Origin of the sequence: Moorena bouillonii PNG, from assembly GCF_001942495.1 — a bacterium.
Classification (GTDB): domain Bacteria; phylum Cyanobacteriota; class Cyanobacteriia; order Cyanobacteriales; family Coleofasciculaceae; genus Moorena; species Moorena bouillonii.
Genome location: NZ_MKZS01000001.1, coordinates 4,068,272 through 4,085,783, shown reverse-complemented (window position 1 = coordinate 4,085,783; position 17,512 = coordinate 4,068,272). Strand labels below are relative to the sequence as shown.

The 17,512-nt window shown below is 43.2% G+C and carries 17 protein-coding genes and 3 pseudogenes; 5 read left to right on the top strand and 15 right to left on the bottom strand.

Annotated elements, in window-relative coordinates:
- Nucleotides 1-136 precede the first annotated feature (136 nt).
- Complete coding sequence (locus tag BJP37_RS16795) at nt 137-430, bottom strand: Dabb family protein (RefSeq protein WP_075900444.1); 294 nt, start codon at nt 428-430, stop codon at nt 137-139.
- A gap of 228 nt (nt 431-658) precedes the next feature.
- Between BJP37_RS16795 and BJP37_RS43600 the strand changes: the two genes are divergently transcribed.
- Entirely contained in the window at nt 659-784 is a 126-nt protein-coding gene (locus BJP37_RS43600) for a hypothetical protein (protein ID WP_269087011.1), read from the top strand.
- A gap of 107 nt (nt 785-891) precedes the next feature.
- Here BJP37_RS43600 and BJP37_RS16790 read toward each other — a convergent pair whose 3' ends face one another.
- Nucleotides 892-2,484 carry a Na+/H+ antiporter gene (locus BJP37_RS16790; protein ID WP_075900442.1) on the bottom strand — a complete coding sequence of 531 codons (1,593 nt, stop codon included), beginning with the start codon at nt 2,482-2,484 and terminating at the stop codon, nt 892-894.
- A 97-nt stretch (nt 2,485-2,581) separates the two neighbouring features.
- On the opposite strand from BJP37_RS16790, the gene BJP37_RS16785 reads away from it, so the two are divergent.
- The gene (locus BJP37_RS16785; protein WP_075906166.1) at nt 2,582-4,276 is read left to right on the top strand and encodes a SpoIIE family protein phosphatase; all 1,695 of its coding nucleotides are present in this window, start codon (nt 2,582-2,584) and stop codon (nt 4,274-4,276) included.
- A gap of 3 nt (nt 4,277-4,279) precedes the next feature.
- Entirely contained in the window at nt 4,280-4,696 is a 417-nt protein-coding gene (locus BJP37_RS16780) for an ATP-binding protein (protein WP_075900440.1), read from the top strand.
- A gap of 72 nt (nt 4,697-4,768) precedes the next feature.
- Here BJP37_RS16780 and BJP37_RS41165 read toward each other — a convergent pair whose 3' ends face one another.
- The 9 genes and pseudogenes from BJP37_RS41165 to BJP37_RS16760 all read right to left on the bottom strand — a co-directional run.
- Nucleotides 4,769-5,011 carry a hypothetical protein gene (locus BJP37_RS41165; protein WP_198954079.1) on the bottom strand — a complete coding sequence of 81 codons (243 nt, stop codon included), beginning with the start codon at nt 5,009-5,011 and terminating at the stop codon, nt 4,769-4,771.
- 345 nt (nt 5,012-5,356) lie between these two features.
- Nucleotides 5,357-5,488, bottom strand: coding sequence for a hypothetical protein (locus tag BJP37_RS43595; protein WP_269087010.1), 132 nt, complete (start codon nt 5,486-5,488; stop codon nt 5,357-5,359).
- A 141-nt stretch (nt 5,489-5,629) separates the two neighbouring features.
- Nucleotides 5,630-5,905 carry a hypothetical protein gene (locus BJP37_RS41160; RefSeq protein WP_198954078.1) on the bottom strand — a complete coding sequence of 92 codons (276 nt, stop codon included), beginning with the start codon at nt 5,903-5,905 and terminating at the stop codon, nt 5,630-5,632.
- Nucleotides 5,906-5,926: 21 nt separating this feature from the next.
- Nucleotides 5,927-6,301, bottom strand: a complete 375-nt coding sequence (locus BJP37_RS41155; RefSeq protein ID WP_229415339.1) for a hypothetical protein — start codon at nt 6,299-6,301, stop codon at nt 5,927-5,929.
- Between the two features lie 36 nt (nt 6,302-6,337).
- Nucleotides 6,338-6,400, bottom strand: a pseudogene (locus tag BJP37_RS44605) (hypothetical protein); the annotation flags it as partial.
- Nucleotides 6,376-6,618 carry an SWIM zinc finger family protein gene (locus BJP37_RS41150; RefSeq protein WP_198954077.1) on the bottom strand — a complete coding sequence of 81 codons (243 nt, stop codon included), beginning with the start codon at nt 6,616-6,618 and terminating at the stop codon, nt 6,376-6,378. The pseudogene BJP37_RS44605 and the gene BJP37_RS41150, both read right to left, overlap by 25 nt.
- Before the next feature lie 238 nt (nt 6,619-6,856).
- Nucleotides 6,857-7,078, bottom strand: a complete 222-nt coding sequence (locus BJP37_RS44600) for a hypothetical protein (protein WP_366510746.1) — start codon at nt 7,076-7,078, stop codon at nt 6,857-6,859.
- 115 nt (nt 7,079-7,193) lie between these two features.
- Complete coding sequence (locus BJP37_RS44595; protein ID WP_198954076.1) at nt 7,194-7,454, bottom strand: transposase; 261 nt, start codon at nt 7,452-7,454, stop codon at nt 7,194-7,196.
- A gap of 687 nt (nt 7,455-8,141) precedes the next feature.
- Nucleotides 8,142-8,837: pseudogene (locus tag BJP37_RS16760) on the bottom strand (AMP-binding protein); the annotation flags it as partial.
- 1,434 nt (nt 8,838-10,271) lie between these two features.
- Here BJP37_RS16760 and BJP37_RS16755 point away from each other — a divergent pair.
- On the top strand, nt 10,272-12,695 hold the full coding sequence (locus BJP37_RS16755; protein WP_081431222.1) for an ATP-binding cassette domain-containing protein: 2,424 nt from the start codon (nt 10,272-10,274) through the stop codon (nt 12,693-12,695).
- Nucleotides 12,696-13,055: 360 nt separating this feature from the next.
- Here the strand turns inward: BJP37_RS16755 and BJP37_RS16750 are convergent, their stop codons facing one another.
- The 4 genes from BJP37_RS16750 to BJP37_RS16735 form a co-directional block, all read right to left on the bottom strand.
- Complete coding sequence (locus BJP37_RS16750) at nt 13,056-13,433, bottom strand: DUF433 domain-containing protein (protein ID WP_075900432.1); 378 nt, start codon at nt 13,431-13,433, stop codon at nt 13,056-13,058.
- Between the two features lie 52 nt (nt 13,434-13,485).
- Nucleotides 13,486-14,025, bottom strand: coding sequence for a cold shock domain-containing protein (locus tag BJP37_RS16745; protein ID WP_075900430.1), 540 nt, complete (start codon nt 14,023-14,025; stop codon nt 13,486-13,488).
- A gap of 154 nt (nt 14,026-14,179) precedes the next feature.
- Nucleotides 14,180-15,757 (bottom strand): tetratricopeptide repeat protein, encoded by a 1,578-nt coding sequence (locus tag BJP37_RS16740; protein ID WP_229415338.1) that lies wholly within the window; start codon nt 15,755-15,757, stop codon nt 14,180-14,182.
- Between the two features lie 101 nt (nt 15,758-15,858).
- A complete protein-coding gene (locus BJP37_RS16735; protein WP_229415337.1) occupies nt 15,859-16,683 on the bottom strand; it encodes an esterase/lipase family protein in 825 nt (274 codons plus the stop codon).
- A 269-nt stretch (nt 16,684-16,952) separates the two neighbouring features.
- Between BJP37_RS16735 and BJP37_RS42575 the strand changes: the two are divergent.
- Nucleotides 16,953-17,259: pseudogene (locus tag BJP37_RS42575) on the top strand (hypothetical protein).
- Nucleotides 17,260-17,512: the final 253 nt, after the last annotated feature.

Sequence of the window (17,512 nt, the reverse complement as noted above, 5' to 3'; positions counted from 1 at the left end):
ATGGGGATTTCCCCTGTTCCCTTGCTGCATCGCTTCTGGATTTATGTGTACAGCTACCCACACCCCACACCCCACACCCACACCCCACACCCACACCCCACACCCCCTCAGTTCCTGTGCTCTATCTTGGAGGCTACTAAACTTCGTAATCCACTGCGATGATGTCTCCTAGGATCGGTTTGATATACTTCTCGATTACTTCCTGGTGGACTGGGTGATCCGCATAGGTACTCAAAGCGTCGCAATCGAGAAGTTGCACTCTCAAACCATGCTGAAATCCCTGAGACCTCTGCGAAAAGTTCTCTCCACAGGACAGTTCTAGAATCTCAGGAATTTGGTCTTTCATAGCCAGGAGTCCATTCATAGCTAATGCGATCGCATCCGCTGAAGCGTCTTCTTTCCACTTGAACAAAACAATATGCTCGATCATCTTTACATTTCTTGGGTTGAAAAAAAATTGATTTAAAAAGGGAACAGGGAACAGGGAACAGTATATAGCGTTTGTATTTGACTTAAAAAGGGAACAGGGAACGGGGAACAGGGAACAGTATATAGCGTTTGTATTTGAGTTGTTAACATACTACCCAAGGCCAAGAGGGAACAGGCAACAGGCAAGAGTTAATAAAGTATAAGTACCTGGACATAAATAAACGAAACTGTGTTAACTTTTGTAAAGCTGCCAAAAGTCTATCTGTTCCCTATTCCCTATTCCCTATTCCCTGTTCCCTGTTCCCTATTCCCTCAACAAGTTGCTAAATTCCCATTACCACAGGCCAGGTGCTAAACACAAAAACAATTACTGTACTTAGAGCCAGCAAGCCTTCAATTAAATTGCCAATTAGCGACCCTCTCGCCCCAAACTGTTCTAAATTACCTTTAATCATTCCACAATTAGCTCACACCCTCAATATCAATGGTTTTCTGATCTGCCTCAATCAGTACCTGCTGCATAATCGGTGAAAGGTTTTCATTGAGCCGTCCAGAACGAATAAATTCGGCGTAGGTATCAGCTTCAATATCTAACATGGTTTCTTGAAGTTGCTCAAGCTCAAGAGTTTCGAGTTCAGGGTGGTTACTCCGTAACTCCTTAATTTCATTGTTAATGGTTGTCAGTTGGGTATCGATAAGTTTGGTTTGATAGCGCCACAGGTCGGAATCGATTTCTGTAGTCTTTAAGCCCTCCTCAAGATAATTTCTGACCCGATTCAGGGCGATGCGACGGGCAAGAACTTCCGAATATTGCTGACGTAGGGGTTGGTCACCAATTAAATTTAACTTTTCGAGAAACCATCGAGTGGTTAACCCCTGGACTAGCAGGGTAAACAGTACCACGCCAAACACAGTTTCGATAATATCTTGTCGTCCTTCTAACACAACTGGCACACTTAAGGCCAGAGCAATGGAAACCGAACCTCGCAAGCCACCCCACCATAGGACGGTTTGTTCCCGCCAACCAATTTGAGAGTTGACCAAGATATTGCTGAATGCGCCCAAACCATAAATTGCGATCGCTCTGGTGAGTAGTACAGCCAAGATAGTAACCGCAATTAATTTGATATTTTGCCCTAAACTAGCTATTTTAATTTGGTCACCAATCAGTAGAAAGACAATCGAGTTCACAAAAAAGGCTAAAAAGTCCCAAAACTCAGAGACAATCAACCGGGTACGGGGGTTCATACCAATGCGGGAGCCAAAATTGCCCAAGATCACCCCAACGGTGACTACCCCAATCACACCGGATCCCCCTAGTTCCTCCACAATTAAATAAGTGCCATAAGCAGAAACCAAGGTCAGGGATTGCTCCACCAGGGGTAAATCAAAGCGTTGGGTGGCGTAGGAAATTCCAAAACCAATGATGCAACCGATGCCAATCCCAATCCCCACAAACCCTAAGAAACGGGCAACACTAGTGGCAATGGAAAATTCTTCTAGTCCTAGGGGTAGTCCGACTAATAAACTAAAAGCAACCACTGCTACCCCATCATTAAATAGGCTTTCCCCCTCCATCAGAGTTTTCAGCCGTTTATCCGCACCCAATTCCCGAAATAGGGCAATAACCGAAACTGGGTCAGTGGCAGAAAGACTGGCTCCAACCAATAAAGCAATGGTCAGGGGTAGTCCTGTCAGCTGATTGATGGCAAAGGCAATGCCAACTACGGAAATAATTACCCCAGCGATCGCAAATAGACTCACGGGGACCAAATCCCGTCGTAAGTCGCGCCAGCGGATATTCCAAGCGGCTTCAAAGAGTAGGGGGGGTAGAAAAATTTCCAGAATCAGTTCTGGTGATAAGTTAACCAGTCGGACATCCACAAAGGCCAAGGCTAACCCGACAATTACCAGTAATAGGGTGTAAGGAATTTTACGGAACCAGGAAAAGATCCGAGATAAGGTTGCCACACTCAAAGACACCGACAGCACTAGGAGAAACTGTTCGAGGTTTTGCTTAATGGCGACTTCGCCAACAGTGGACTCTAGGGACATACAGAAACTCCAAGATAAACTCAAAAGGGAAAGCCTCTTGCCCATGCCTAAAATCACAGGGGTTTTCGGTTTTCCCCAAACCCACGCAAAATTAGTGATGAGTCAGGGAAATCAAGAAAAACTCAAATTGATGGTAGTAGACGATGAGTCTGACAACTTAGATCTACTTTACAGAACCTTCCGCCGAAAATTTCACGTCTTCAGAGCTAATGATGCCATAACCGCTTTAGATATTTTGGACACCGAAGGAGAGATGGCGATTATTATCTCAGATCAGCGCCTAGGGGGAATGAATGGCACAGAATTCTTGAGCAGGACAGTAGAGCGTTTTCCAGATACAATTCGCATCCTGTTGACTGCCTACACAGATATAGAAGATTTGGTGGCAGCAATTAACTCAGGTCAGGTCTATAAGTACATCACAAAGCCTTGGCAGGGTGAGGAACTAAAAGCAGTGGTGCGACAAGCTGCTGAAACTTACCAAGTGCTAAAAAAAAGAACCAGGGAACTTTCTCGGGCCTTACGACGGGAAGAATTGTTCAATATGGTGACAACGGCAATTCGAGAATCCCTAGATTATAGTAATCTACTGCAAAAGGTAGTGACCACCATGGGTCAAGCCTTTGATGCTACCGCTTGTATCCTGCGACCGGTAGAGTTCAACCAACTCACACCAGAATGTTTCACCTACAAGGTTTCTGGGGATGGCAATACACCTCATATCCCTAATGCTGATTTGATGATACAACAGGTATTAGAGAAACCCGAGACTAAGTTGTGTCAAGAAACAAGGGATGGTCATAATTCGGTGCATTTGATCGTTCCCCTACCGGACCAACAACAGATCTTAGGGGTGTTGTGTCTCTACCAGCAAAAGAGTGAGGGGTCTTGGAATACAGAAGATATCCAGCTGATAGAAGCCGTTGCTAAACAAGCAGCGTTAGCGATTTCTCAGGCAAAACTACTGCAACGCACCCAGTTACAGGCTCAGCAGATGCGGGATGAACTAGATGTAGCTCGCCAGATTCAGAATAATTTGCTGCGTCAGAGTTGGCCAGAGATGGAACAGGTGAGAGTGCAAGCTCACTGCACCCCAGCGCGACAGGTTGGTGGGGATTTTTTTGAAGTCTATGTTCATCCCCAAGGAGATATATGGCTAGCAGTTGGAGATGTGTCCGGTAAAGGCGTACCTGCTGCCTTATTTATGACCAGTGCCATGTCGATGTTACGACGGGAACTTGCTCAAGAAACATCCCCAGACCCAAAAACAGTGATCCAAAATCTTAACCACATCATGTCAGATGACCTCTATCATACCAACTGTTTTATTACCCTGGTCTTGGCTCGTTATACCCCTGACAAGCAACAGTTGGTTTACGCTAATGCTGGTCATACCTATCCTATGGTTTGGTCTGATCAGCAAGTAGTCCAACAACACTCAGAATCAAAAACTCCAGAGCCGACTTACCTAGAGGTTAGGGGTATTCCCTTAGGAATTTTGCCAATTTGGCAGGCGGAATCAGGACATTTAAGATTAAATTCAGGTAGCATCCTGCTACTAACAAGTGATGGAATTACCGAAGCAACCCTGAATCCAGTGAATCCAGTGACAGGTTCTTCATCCGATGGGTCAACCAGCACCAGTTCTAGGCTTGAGTCATCCGGTCTTTGGCAGCTTCTGCTTCAGGAACCTGCTCCGTTTGACCTTAGTAATTTCTTAGCTCGGATTCGAGAGCGTACCAATCCGATTCAGGAAGACGACCAAACCCTAGTATCTCTGGAGATATTGTAGTGGATGAAAACAGAACTACAGATACCGAGTGACCTGAAGTTTTTGAGCATTGTCGAAAACTGGTTTCTAGGGATTTTGCAGGTTGAACTCGGAAATCGTGTTGATTGGCCTAGTCTATCCAATCGTTTGCGATTGGTGTTAGTGGAAGCTTACTCTAACGTAGTTCGTCATGCTCATCGGGATCAACCCAATTTACCGGTCTTGATTCGCCTAGAACTCAAAGAACGGGATATTGCTCTGGAGATTTGGGACTATGGTCAAGGATTTGACCCATCCTTTTATGAAGCACCGGATCCAGGTGATTTACAGGAAAATGGCTATGGCTGGCTGATTATCCATCGACTAATGGATCGGGTAGAGTATAACTTACAGGTCAATGGTCGGAATTGTTTGGAGTTGCAAGTCAGCTTAGCCCAGTAGCCCAGTAGCGGGAAAAGTATTTTTGGCGTTGCTAAATTGAAAATGCAATTGTTAATTAAGTTAATAATTAAGTTAAATTTCTGATTTAATTAAGCCCATTAGTTTGCGCTTTCGGCCATGAATAGTGATTAATTTATTACGATAATCTGACCATTCTTGTTCTTTATCCGAAGCAAGATAAGCATCACGGGCTTTTTTCAGCCATTCTACTGCTTCATCATAGTATTTTGCTTTCCCTGCATCCATAATTGACTCGGCGCGACGACAAGCATTACGAATTACCCAATCAGGATTGATTTCTATGGCTGCATCCATAACCCTTTGAGTTATTTCATGGGAATGATAATAACTATTATATAGAGTAGCGATGGCTTGATCAACTAATTTTTCATAGAGGTAAATATCAACTTTTACTTTTTCTTCACCCCAGCTATCATAAGTTGCTAAAGCTTCTAGTAATTCTTCCTTAATCGTTGACCAAGTATCTCCTGCTAATTTTTCTATTTTACGATAATCTGCAAAATTTGGTTGTGTTTTAAAGGCTGCAACTTTGGCTTTTGTTGCTAAAACATCATCCCCTACTTCTAAGGCAATTTCACTTGTAAAAATACTTAGCCTATATTGACAACTGCCAGGTAAGCTTAAGCCAATATCAGCAATTTATAAAGCCTCTATTTGAGCATTTTGTTCGTCAACTAAGACAGTAGCAAGGGCTAACGCTTGTTCCATTGTAGTCATTTGTGACCGTGCAGCTTCCATGGCGAGGTCAAGCCGTTCTAAACGAACTAACATGATCAAATACTTGGTTAAAAGCCCTGTTGCTTGAGCTAAATAGAGATATTCTTCGTGGCGTTGTTGTCGTTCTAAAATTTGTAGTCTAATTAAGGCTAAATCCTCAGCGTAATCTGGTGGAAATCCTTCCCATAAACTAGTTTAATTAATATTTCCTTCAAGTATCTGTTGTAATGGTGGATAGTCCCAACCTTGCTGTAAAGCAGCTCTGGCCATGTCAAAACAGCTACCCCACTCGTTTTGCCAAAATTCAAAATTTACATCTAAGTCTACTTTTTCCGCTTTAGCTATATCGGTATTGAGAATTGTTTCGCACCAAACAGTATTTAATTCACAAGCAATCTCATCATTGTCGATACCATACTCATCTACTAAATCCCAGTTTTCGATGCAAGACTCGGTAATAGCAGTTAGCATAGCGATGGCCTTTCGGCCACGCTACGCGAACGCATTCCAGGTATCTCCCCGTTGAGTATACATTTGAGCATCTTCAATTAAACTGGAAATCTCTTCTGTACCGATCTCTTCGTCCCAACCCTCTTCAATATAACGCACTGTATCTCTGAGACTATATCTAACTTTCGCTTTAATCCTATGAGCATCTACAGTAATTTGCCGTTGGGGGAGGGTTTCTGGGGATGATGTAATCACATATAGGGGCGCAACCTGGTCAGCATAATACTCAATATCATCTATTAATTGAGGGTTATTGGCTACTAAATCTTGAATTAAAGTTTGTGTTTGAACCTGATTAAGGCGGTCTAAAATTTCCTCTAAACTAGGACGCTGTTCAATTAGCTCTGGTTGGTGCAAGCATACTAATAATGTTGCTACAATATGTTTGCAGTATCCTCCATGATCGTAAGGACAACTACAATAACCGGTGTCTAATTCATCTTCTTCAAAACCAATATTAATAGGTGCGCTTTCCGTTGGCGAATTAAATTCGCCACGGGTCGCACCTCTTGATAAGGGCGAATATCACTACCTTCAACTTCTGCTGTAATTAATTTCCCCCGTTGAACTACTCTTCTCACATGGCCATCGTGATAATAAGCTTGTCCTCTTTGCCAAGATTTACTACTGGCATAAGAACGAATAATTTCCTGGCTGATTTGTGGAATAGACATTGCTCTGTACCCTGGTATGTATGCTTTTGATCTAACAGCGATGGCAGGATGGAAGCACAATAGAAGTAAATGCCTCTTTTGACTAGATCAAATCAGTAGAACCTATCCCACTAATAGAATTTTAGTAATCCACATATGAATGGTGGCTAAGGTAAGAAAAGCATCGAACACAACACAAGCCGCGTTCCCAACGAACAACCCTACGTCGATATTTTCTTTGATACCAAGCAAAGCAACGTTAAAGTTGATACCGTGGGGTGTCCTCTTTTATGGGTCTACCTCGATGCTTCAATGACTGGTAAACTCTTTTTGGCAACTGTGGTCTAATACCTCTTTTTCTCAGTAGTGAACGTTTCTGCTTACAGTCGTAACCCTTGTCTGCTGCTAACACTCGGAATCTTTTCTTCGGACGCCCCCGTTTGCCCGTAAGAACCCTGATGCTATCGAGTAACGGTATCACCTGTTCCCTTTCACTTCCATTGGCTGGTGTGGTGCAATTGGCCTAAGGCATGCCATTACCCTCTGTGATGGTGTGTATCAGCACTCCCTTGCCAAAATATCCATAGGCTACTCCTTCACCTCCTCCCTTGCCAGGGGGAAAAAGAGCCGTCTACGGCTCCATAATCCCAGTTAATTAGACCTTGGTTGTGCGCGTACGCTAACACTCTATCTTGTATTTTTTCGAGAGTTCCATTTTCAAGCCATCGTTTCAACCATCGATGTGCTGAACTTTTTGATGCCCACTGTTGTCCTGTTGGTACATCACACCAGCGACATCCTGTGATTAAAATGTACAGCAATGTGTTTAACACGTAACGGAATGGCACATGGGGCATACCTCTACCTCGCTTTTGTGGTTCACGTCGGCTCGAGATTTTTAAACAGTTCCCATTCATAGTCACTTAATCCTTCAAATCTTCCTGGCATTTACCGGTTCAAGTTTTCGTTATCACTGAATTTTCACTCTATCAGGTATAATAGTGGGATAGGTTCGTGGTTTCCCCCACTCGCGCTTTGCATCAAGACAATGATGATTGTTAACGACAAATTAAGTATATTGTCTTATCCCCCACACCCCACACCCGGTCACCCCACACCCCACACCTGAGGTCTTTGTAAAAAACCTACCCTTATGAGAGTACTAGGGTTCCCCCTTCACACAAAGTCCAAAAGATACCTGCTACTGAACTATCAAAAGCGAAGGCTAGCTGCTGTTGGTTATTTTCTACAAAAACATTGCAATATCTACAAAGATGAGTTAGACTTTAAGCATAGATTTAATTCCATTAAAGATACTTTGTAACTTAAATTAAAGCCGATAACCAAGGTTTTGGTAGTTACGTTAATTGTCCAGAGTGGAGTTTCATTTATGCGCTAAGCCGGGCGTAGTCTGGGTTTAGCCTTGGGAGATACCCCCTGGCTGCAAATGCCAGCTTGCAAAGCGTGAGCCAAGCTCTTCGTTTTGTAGATTTTGGTAGCTAAAAAGTATCGGAAGACAACAACAGATAACTAGTTAGGGGTTCGGAGTAATACTCAATACGAGCCTGAGTTGAGTGAACTAGGTTTTGATGAGTTACCAGCACCCCTTTAGGCTTGCCTGTGGAACCGGATGTGTAGATCGCATAAGCCAAGTTTTCGGCTGTGGCATCGCTAACGGGATTTTGATTTTCTTCACTTTGGCTGGAGATTACCGTCCAATCTCTATCCAAGCTAACCACATCTGCCCCATGCTGTGGCAATTGAGTCACCAATTTTTCTTGAGTTACCAGCAGCGACACTTGAGCATCGGATAACATGAAAGCTAAACGTTCTTGGGGATAGGTTGGATCTAAGGGCACATAAGCGCCACCAGCTTTGAGAATACCCAGCAATCCCACGAGCATCTCCAGAGACCGCTCCACACAAATACCCACTAGCGTATCTGCTCCTACCCCCAGCGAGCCCAGATAGTGAGCCAGTTGATTAGCTCGTTGGTTTAGCTCCCAATAGGTTAGCTGCTCTCCTTCAAAAACTGCTGCTACCACCTCTGGGGTTTTCTCTACCTGCTCCTCAAATAGTTGATGGATACATTTATCCAGAGGGTCTTCTACCTGGGTATCATTCCACTTCACCAGTAGCTGCTGCTCTTGAGCTGCACTCAAAAGTGGTAAAGTGGAGATACACTGGTCTGGATTAGCAACGACGCCCTCAAGCAAAGTCTGGAAATGCCCCAGAATTTGTAGATAGAGAACCAACAATGATATCTTTCTGCCCCGTCTAACGCAGTAAAATAATTTTAAATATAGCTATAATCGCGGTAAATAGAGTGATATTTTCACAGCTACAAAATTTAGTTCGCTCTATATAGAGCTGTTGCTCTAGTTGGAAAGCTTCCCTGGATATGATAACTGTATCAACTGGCAATTGCGGCTCACTTAAAAATTATTGTAAAACAGGTAGTTCGCCACTTAGTCGCTTTTGCCAGTAGGCTTGCTGTTCGGTTAAGCGAATGTCGATCAATTGTGTTTTCTAAGTACTCATGTCAAAAAATATCCTTAATTTTAAAGTAATTTTATAAAAATATGGTAACCGTTAACCTTCTATTGGAAGGTTCAGAGCAAGCCATACTAATCAACCCTAGTAATACCATATTACGAGGATTTATGTAAATTCCATGAAGCGATTCTATAGAAATCCGATCTGATTTGTCAAATATATAGCAATTATATAACTGGTGAGGTACAAATATCTAGGTTTTAGGGAGCAGGGAGCAGGGAGCAGGGAGCAGGGATTAGGAAAGAGCCAAGAGTCAAGAGTGAAACAATCTTGTGTACCTCATGAGTCCTAGAAACGCTATAGTAGCCGAACCTATGCTCTAACCCAAGCCCTGCAAAGATTTCAGATTTTTAAGATTTTACAACTGATTTACGATTGCTATATCAAAAATCTTCATAGACAAGTTTGGCGCTCAGGGCAAACTGCTGGTATGGGCACTGCTGACCAAATCATAGTCTTTTTTTGCAAAGCGTTTAAATCAAATTATTTTCTATAATACCCAGGTTAATAGTCCCTATTGTTATAAATAATACTTGACAAAATAGAGGTTAAATGGATATAGCAATTTTACGACTTGTGAGGTAAACAATTTCTAGATTTTAGGGAACAGCGGATCTGGGAACAGGGAACAGGAACCCACCCCTAACCCCTCCCAAGAGGGGAATAGAGAATATAGAATAGCGATGCGCTGCATTAAGAGGTGCGACAATCAAGCGAATTTAATTCTTAATAGGTCAAGCGCACCTAAAAGGGAATCAACGTCAAAGAATGCTGTACCTCATGAGTCCTAGAAAGGCTATAAGTCATGGGGATAGAAACCCCCTTTTGAACCAAGCCCACATTTTGTATTGCCATATGTAGTATAGCAATCCTAAATCATTTGAGAGAATGTTTGTTCCCTGCTCCCTGCTCCCTGCTCCCTGCTCCCTGCTCCCAGATCCGCTGTTCCCAGATCCGCTGTTCCCTTTGCTATATCATGGGAGAATTGCTATATCAAAATTGCATTATTAGTCATCAACAGGTTGAAACTAGAGACCAAGTTAGCTCATTTAGACTCAACATCCTTTTATTTAAAATAATAAAAGGGAAACATTATCAAAAAATTCCTAACTATGACAATGAGCTATCTAGAGCTAAACAATCAAGGTCAAGTACTTCGTTTTTCTCTTGAGAAAGGATTTTATCGATTAGGACGCGATCGCACTTGGTCAGATTTCGATATTCCTGAAAAAGGCTGGACTATTGTCTCCCAACGCCATGCTTTTCTGCTTCAAGAGGGAGAGGATTATCGCATCTTTGATGGTGATGGGGCAAATCCCAGTACTAATGGACTATTTGTTAACCACACTCGCATCACTGATGGGTATCTTCTCAAACATGGTGCGGAGTTGACTATTGGACAAAATCCTCGGGATTACATTCGCCTCAGTTACTTTAATCCTGACCATAGTCAAGCAAGGGTGACGCCAAATAAACGGCAGCTTTCTTTGGCAAGTGTCCAAAAGTGGCCACTGCAATTGGGTCGTTCTCCTAATCCTGAACTTTCCGACTCTTGGCCATTAGATGCACCGACGGTTTCCACCCTTCACGCTACCCTTATCAAGATTTCCGAAGGCAATTATCAGATTAATAATTATAGCAGAAATGGTACCTTTATTAATGACAAGTTAATCCATAAACCTGTCTTACTTAAGGATGGTGATACGATTCGGATTGGTCCGTTTATATTACTGTTGAGGCAGGATACTTTAGAATTAGTTGACCAAGGGAATCAAATTCGGATTGATGCTGATAAATTGCTGCGCCAGGTTAACAATAAATTAGGCAAAAAACGCACTATCCTGAATCAGGTTTCTATGCCCATTGAACCAGGTCAGTTAGTGGCGTTGGTAGGAGGTAGTGGCACTGGGAAATCTACGTTACTGAAAACGCTATTAGGAATTGCACCAATTACTAATGGTACTGTATTTATTAATGGCCAAGATTTACGACAGCATTTTAATCAGTACCGGTCACAAATTGGCTATGTTCCTCAAGATGATATTGTGCATCGGGATTTAACGGTAAAAGAAGTACTAACCTATGCCTGTCAATTACGATTACCACCAGATACTGATGTGAAACAGGTGGTGAAGCAAACTTTGTCACAAGTCAAACTGGATTTTGTGAGAAACACTCTTGTGGGTAATCTCAGTGGGGGACAACGGAAACGAGTCAGTATTGCTGTGGAATTATTGGCTGATCCAAAACTGTTCTTTCTGGATGAGCCTACGTCTGGTCTAGATCCAGGACTGGATAAGGAAATGATGCAGCTATTGCGAGAATTAGCGAATCAGGGACGAACAGTAGTGCTAGTGACTCATGCTACTGCGAATATTGACGTATGCGATCGCATTGCCTTTATGGGTCGGGGTGGACGGTTGTGTTACTTTGGTCCTCCCACAGAAGCCATGGACTTTTTTAAGATGCCATCTCCAGACTTAAGATACTTCCCTGATATTTACCTGAAGCTAGAGCAAGGGGAAACACCGGAGGAACTTGAGCAGAATAGTGAAAACTGGCATCAGCGGTTTCTCAGCTCACCTGGTTACAAGACTTACATTTCAGCCCACCTCAGTCCTGGTCAACGGTTGCTATCGACCTCAAGCCCTAGCAAAAGTGCTGGTATTTCTGTTTTCAAGCAACTCAAGCAACTCAAACTCAAGCAACTGCTGTTGCTCAGTCGGCGCTATCTAAAACTAGTAGTGCGGGATATGCGGAGTGTTGCCCTAGCCTTACTAACTGCTCCGATTGGGATTAGCTTGATTATTCTGACCTTGTCAGGGCAAGACCCTTTAGCTCAACTGAATTCTCCCGACATCACCCAAGCACCTCTAGCGCTACAAGTACTGTTTATTTTTACCTGTGCTGCCCTTTGGGTAGGACTATCTAGTTCACTGCAAGAAATTGTGAAAGAGTCCAGTATTTATGCCAGAGAGCGACTGGTTAATTTAGGGTTATTTCCCTATCTCGGTTCCAAAGTACTGATTCGGTCTGGCTTAGCTCTTTTACAAACTATCTTGATTGTTACTATTGTGCTCTATGGGTTTAAGTCACCTACCTCTGAACTACTGGATTGGAAAATTGGCTTGGGAATCACGACTTTTTTAACCATTATCGCTGCTACCAGTTTAGGTCTAATGGTATCGACATTGGTTAAAAATGAAAGTGAAGCCAATAATACTATACCATTAATTTTGCTACCCCAGATTATTTTTTCTGGTGTTATTTTTAAACTAAAAGGATTAGCCAGTACACTATCTTGGCTGATGGTAAGTCGTTGGTCAATGGGAGCTTACGGTGCCCTGGTAAATGTGAATAGTATGGTACCAGAACAGTCTTCCCGGTTTGGATTAAAGCTTCCCCCTCCTCCCTTTGAAGCAACACCTGTTTATGATGCTACTTGGCAAAATTTGATTCTTAATTGGCTACTACTGTGCTTACACACAGGGGTTTATTTAATAATCGCTTTTAAATTACAGAAGCAGAAGGATATTTTTTAGGAGTCGGGAATCGGGAATCGGGAATCGGGAATCGGGAATCGGTAGGAGATGTAGGGTGGGCAGTGCTTACTTTTAGGATTGTCAGCTTTTCAATTGGTTTTATGCACTGCCCACCACAGAGATGTAGGGTGGGCAGTAGAAAGATGTAGGGTGGGCAGTGCTTACTTTAACGATTGTCAGCTTTTGAATTAGTCTGATGCACTGCCCACCAGAGGATTAATTTTATAGTTAATTTACTGTCGGTGGGCAGTGCTTAATTTTAGGATTATCAGCTTTTGAATTAGTCTGATGCACTGCCCACTCTACTGATATTGATTATTCGGGCTGCATGTCTCTCAAGATTGTGATCAATCAAGAAAATCATGCTTTCTGTGCGTGTCTTGCTTTCTGTTGCTGGAGTTTTGCCCACAACGCTTCTCGATCGGGTTTAGGGGGCATTGTTGCAATGCGAGCAAAGTGTTCTCGATTCCGCTGTTCCCAATACTGTCGGTTTTCCTGTTCCTCTTGCAAAATAGTTTGATACTCTGCTTCGACTTGGGTACGATTTTCTTCAATATATGATAGAGCAGCGCTTACTTGTTCTTTACTTAGGTTAAGAACATCCGCAATACACTTGGGTGGATACTGAGCCGTGACATAATCCATCACATCGTAGAGAGTGATACGTGTTCCGGCAATGGTTAATCCCCATTCTGTGCGGATTATTATAGCTGTCTTGCTATTAGAAACTGGAGCCATATATATCGCTTTCTTAATTGATATCTATATTTTAAGTGTTGGGCGGCTGTGGTTACCTTGGTGCTTTACGCCAACCATTTGCGATCGCTTCTGACTCCGTGCAAAACCACCTTTCTCCCTTGGATAGATCGATAACTGTCGATTCATAATCTTCCATGGCTGGAAGATGATACAACTTTTTGCCTGTTGTGACAGAAATATTGCCTTTTATCATACATCCTGGCTTCGTACTTGATGTGATTGATGAGGGAGAACGACTACGACTGAACTGGATTGTAAACAATGCCATAGCAGCTAGAATTACGACACCAAGAACGGTTTCGAGTAAATTTCTTTTCCTCGGTTTTCTTTTAGTTGGGAAAGGTCGAGGTGCAACACCTTGAATGGATGCTCTGGCAGCGCGTATTTTGCCATCGAGTTCAGTAACTTGCTCGTATAAAATCCTATCTCCAACCTTTGGGCGACGACTTGCTCCTTTCAAAGCACTGATATGTAAGAAAACGTCTTTACCACCATCATTCGGCTTGATGAAACCAAAGCCTCTATCGTCTTTCCAGGTTATCAGTTTTCCTTGATGTAGAACAGGTTTCATACAACAGTCTCATGAGCATGTTCATCATATTTTAGTTTTCCCAAATTCAATTCACTTGCCCGTTCCTTAGATTTCCGGGCGGGCAGGATGCCCGCTCTACTGATATTCATCCCGCCCCTCAGCAATGCAACATCTATTCCTAATGCTCCGAGGTCTAGTCAGCAAACCAGGACTTTAACCGAAAATAGGCTTTACGTATCACCCTCCAAGGATAGCGCAACCTTTCCAGATTCTTACGGTAGGTTAAAGTTTTAGGATGATTTGACCCTAACTTCAGTTCGGCAATCACCAATGCTTGGACATAGAGGGGTTTTGCCAGATCGTACCGCCCCTGAGAATGGTAGAGTGCTGCTAGGTTGTTGAGACTGGTGGCCACATCGGGATGCTCCTCACCCAGCCGCTGCTTCAACAGGTTCAATGCCTGTTGATAAAGGGGTTTTGCCTGATCGTAGCGCCCCTGATACGAGTAGACATTTGCCAGGTCGTTGAGACTGTTGGCTACATAGGGATGGTTCTCACCCAGGCGGCTTCTAGTTATCTCTAAACATTGCTGATACAAGGGTTCAGCCTGGTCATAGGTACCTTGACCGTAATAGAATCTTCCTAAGCCAACAAAGGGCCAGATTAAATCTTCATCCCTGAGCCAGTCAGTTAGAACTGTGGCAGCTTCGGCTAAATGAGGGATGGCGGGGGTAACTGCTGCAATCTGATCGCGAGTTGGTGTTTTGGGAATTTCTTCTGCCACAGCCGCCATTACCTGACAAAAGCTTCGCTTGTAGCTATCGGCCTCTGGTAATTGAGCCAGCTTGGTCTGGAAAAATTCTCGAATTAGTTGATGGAGCCGATAGGTTTGCTGTTCACTGAGTTGCAACAGATTACGATTGACCAGAAAGCGATTGGCCGTAGGCCACGCTACGCGAACGCGTAATTCTTCCAATTCTTCTTGTTCTTCTTCCCAGTCATCCTCATCTTCAGTTTCTCTAACACAAGACTCTACCAGTGACCAATCAAAAGGAGCTTGAGCAAACAGACTCAGACGACATCCTAACTGCTGGGCTTGTAGTGGCAAATCGTTCCAAGATAACTCAAATGCTGCTACTACACCCAACTGGTCTGTGATTTGCCCTTGTTTTTGATCAAGTAATGCCTGGGCTGCTAATTTTTGCTTCTTTAAACGTTCTTGAACTTTAGCGATAGTTAACCTCGGATGTAGATCTAAATATCCTCCTACTAACTGCAAACCCAAAGGTAGATAACCCAACCATTCACATAAGGCTTCTGCTTCGTTTAGTTCTTGCTCAATGCGCTCTTTGCCAACAAGCTGACGCAATAATTCTAAGGCTGAATCTCGGGATATTACATCCAGGTCAATTCGTCGGTAAGAATTCCCTGGACGCTGACGGCTGGTGATCAGTACTTTAAAGCGGGATTGGGCTGGAGGCAAATAGGGATGAATGGCTTGATAGTCTACTACATCATCCAGCACAATCAATACTGTTCCTTCTGGCCAATGCCCCCAGCAGTATCTTACCTGCTCGTTGAACTCTAGGTCATCTGGAATGGTTAATCCTAATTCCGTACGCCCAAAACTAATAAGTTGAGTTCCGAGATCTGCCCCCCGCACTGGCAGCCAGCACAAACCCCCAGGGTAGTTATGCTGATATCTCAGAGCATATTGTAGAGCTAATTCGGTTTTGCCCACACCACCCATTCCGGCAATGGCACAAATCACTAATTGATCGGTCTGTTGAAATTCCCGATGGAGCTGCTCAAGTTGAGGGTCCCTACCGACAAAGTTAGGAGTACCACGATTAGTAATGTTAGTGGGGGAATTTAATTTGTCCCATTTTTTTTTACCTCTATTCTATTAATGTTATCCAGCCAACCAGGAGTGTTGAGGCACTCCTTGATAAATCTCTTGACACCAAGATAGAGCAGACTGTTTTGAGACTCTGGTTTACATAGGTCAATGTGATTCTTTGGTATGGCAACCGGCTTCACTTTTTCAATGCCGGGGTTGGCACTATCTGGGTCTACCACCAAAATCCCTTTGACAGGCTGAGTTTCATAGTAGACCTTTGTGGCAATGCCTAAACTCCGGACATTTTCTCGATACCATTCATTTAATTCCCGTAACTGAGGGGAATGAGCTTTGAGTTCCTTTACACTTACGGTGGTTTGTGTCAGAACGCTAATATTATCAATTAAATTAGCGAGATGAGCCCCAGTGTGGGGAGTAGCCAGAAATACAATCCCTTTCGTCTGCTCAAGAATAGCTTGCTTTTGAAAGGTCAAGGCACTGTTGAGCATTTTTTTGACTAAAAGCCCGCCCATACTGTGAGCAATCAAGATTAATGGACGTTGGCCGAGCTCGTGGATATCTAACCAATCTAATAAATTACTAGCTTGATCGAAAAGGGGCATACTGCTGTGGTTTTTCCAGTTTGTGGCTTCAGCGCTATACCCAAAGGACCAGATGTTAACGCATAAATTATCTTTTCCTAACCAACCTAGCCAGTAGTCATCATTATCCCGTTTTCCCTGGGGATGCCACGTGCTTATCGCATCCCCTCCCAGCCCGTGAACAAACACCACATCGGCACTGGGCACTAAGTCCTGATGGCTTGAGATTTCGATTAAGCCCGTTGAATCACTCACCGATTACCCTCCAGTTATCTATATAGCTTTAACCATATGTAGATGCATGAAACCCAATCTCAATTTAGTCTAACAAAAAAAATCCAGGGAGTCGGAAATTTAGAATTTAGAATTTAGAATTTAAAATTACCTTTTTACAAAAAAAATACTTTATCCCATAAACGTACATATTATATCAATAAACCTCTTAAAAAAATATAAAATTCCTTGATAAAATAAAATATTATCGTTATGATTATAGTTGTAAACCTTAAAACGTTTTTTTTACTATGTCTGACAACTTCCGCCCTAACCCAGAAAACAATCCTGAGGATATCACTCCTAGTAATACTCCTCAGGAACGGTCTCCAAAAAAATACCCCATTAAGCACATTTTGAAGCGATGCAGCGCGGTCTTGGGGGTTTCCCCCATGAGCGACTGCATCAAGACAGGGCTCCCGCCGGGCAATAAACAACACCATCCATACCCTTTATGCACGGGGTTACGCCCAAGTTGACGAGTGGAGCCCCCTTCAGCCGACTGAGATTCCTGGCGAATTCATCACGGTAATGACAAAGTATTTAATGCTGGGTTAAGGGCTTAAATTTCAGGGGGCAAAGCCCCCTGGCAAAAGCATCAGATCTGTTCGTGTAGCATGTGTGGCACAGGCTTCTAGCCTGTGAGGTAGCGCATTAGCTTACGGTGTGATCGGATTATGTTTGATTAGGTTTACAAAGTTAAGACATAAGTAACAATTGCTAGCCGTGGAAGGTATTTCTGCGGCTACTTTTTTTGGGTTAGATTAATCCTTGGTGGGCAGTGCCGAGCCAGACGATGGTAAGCACATCA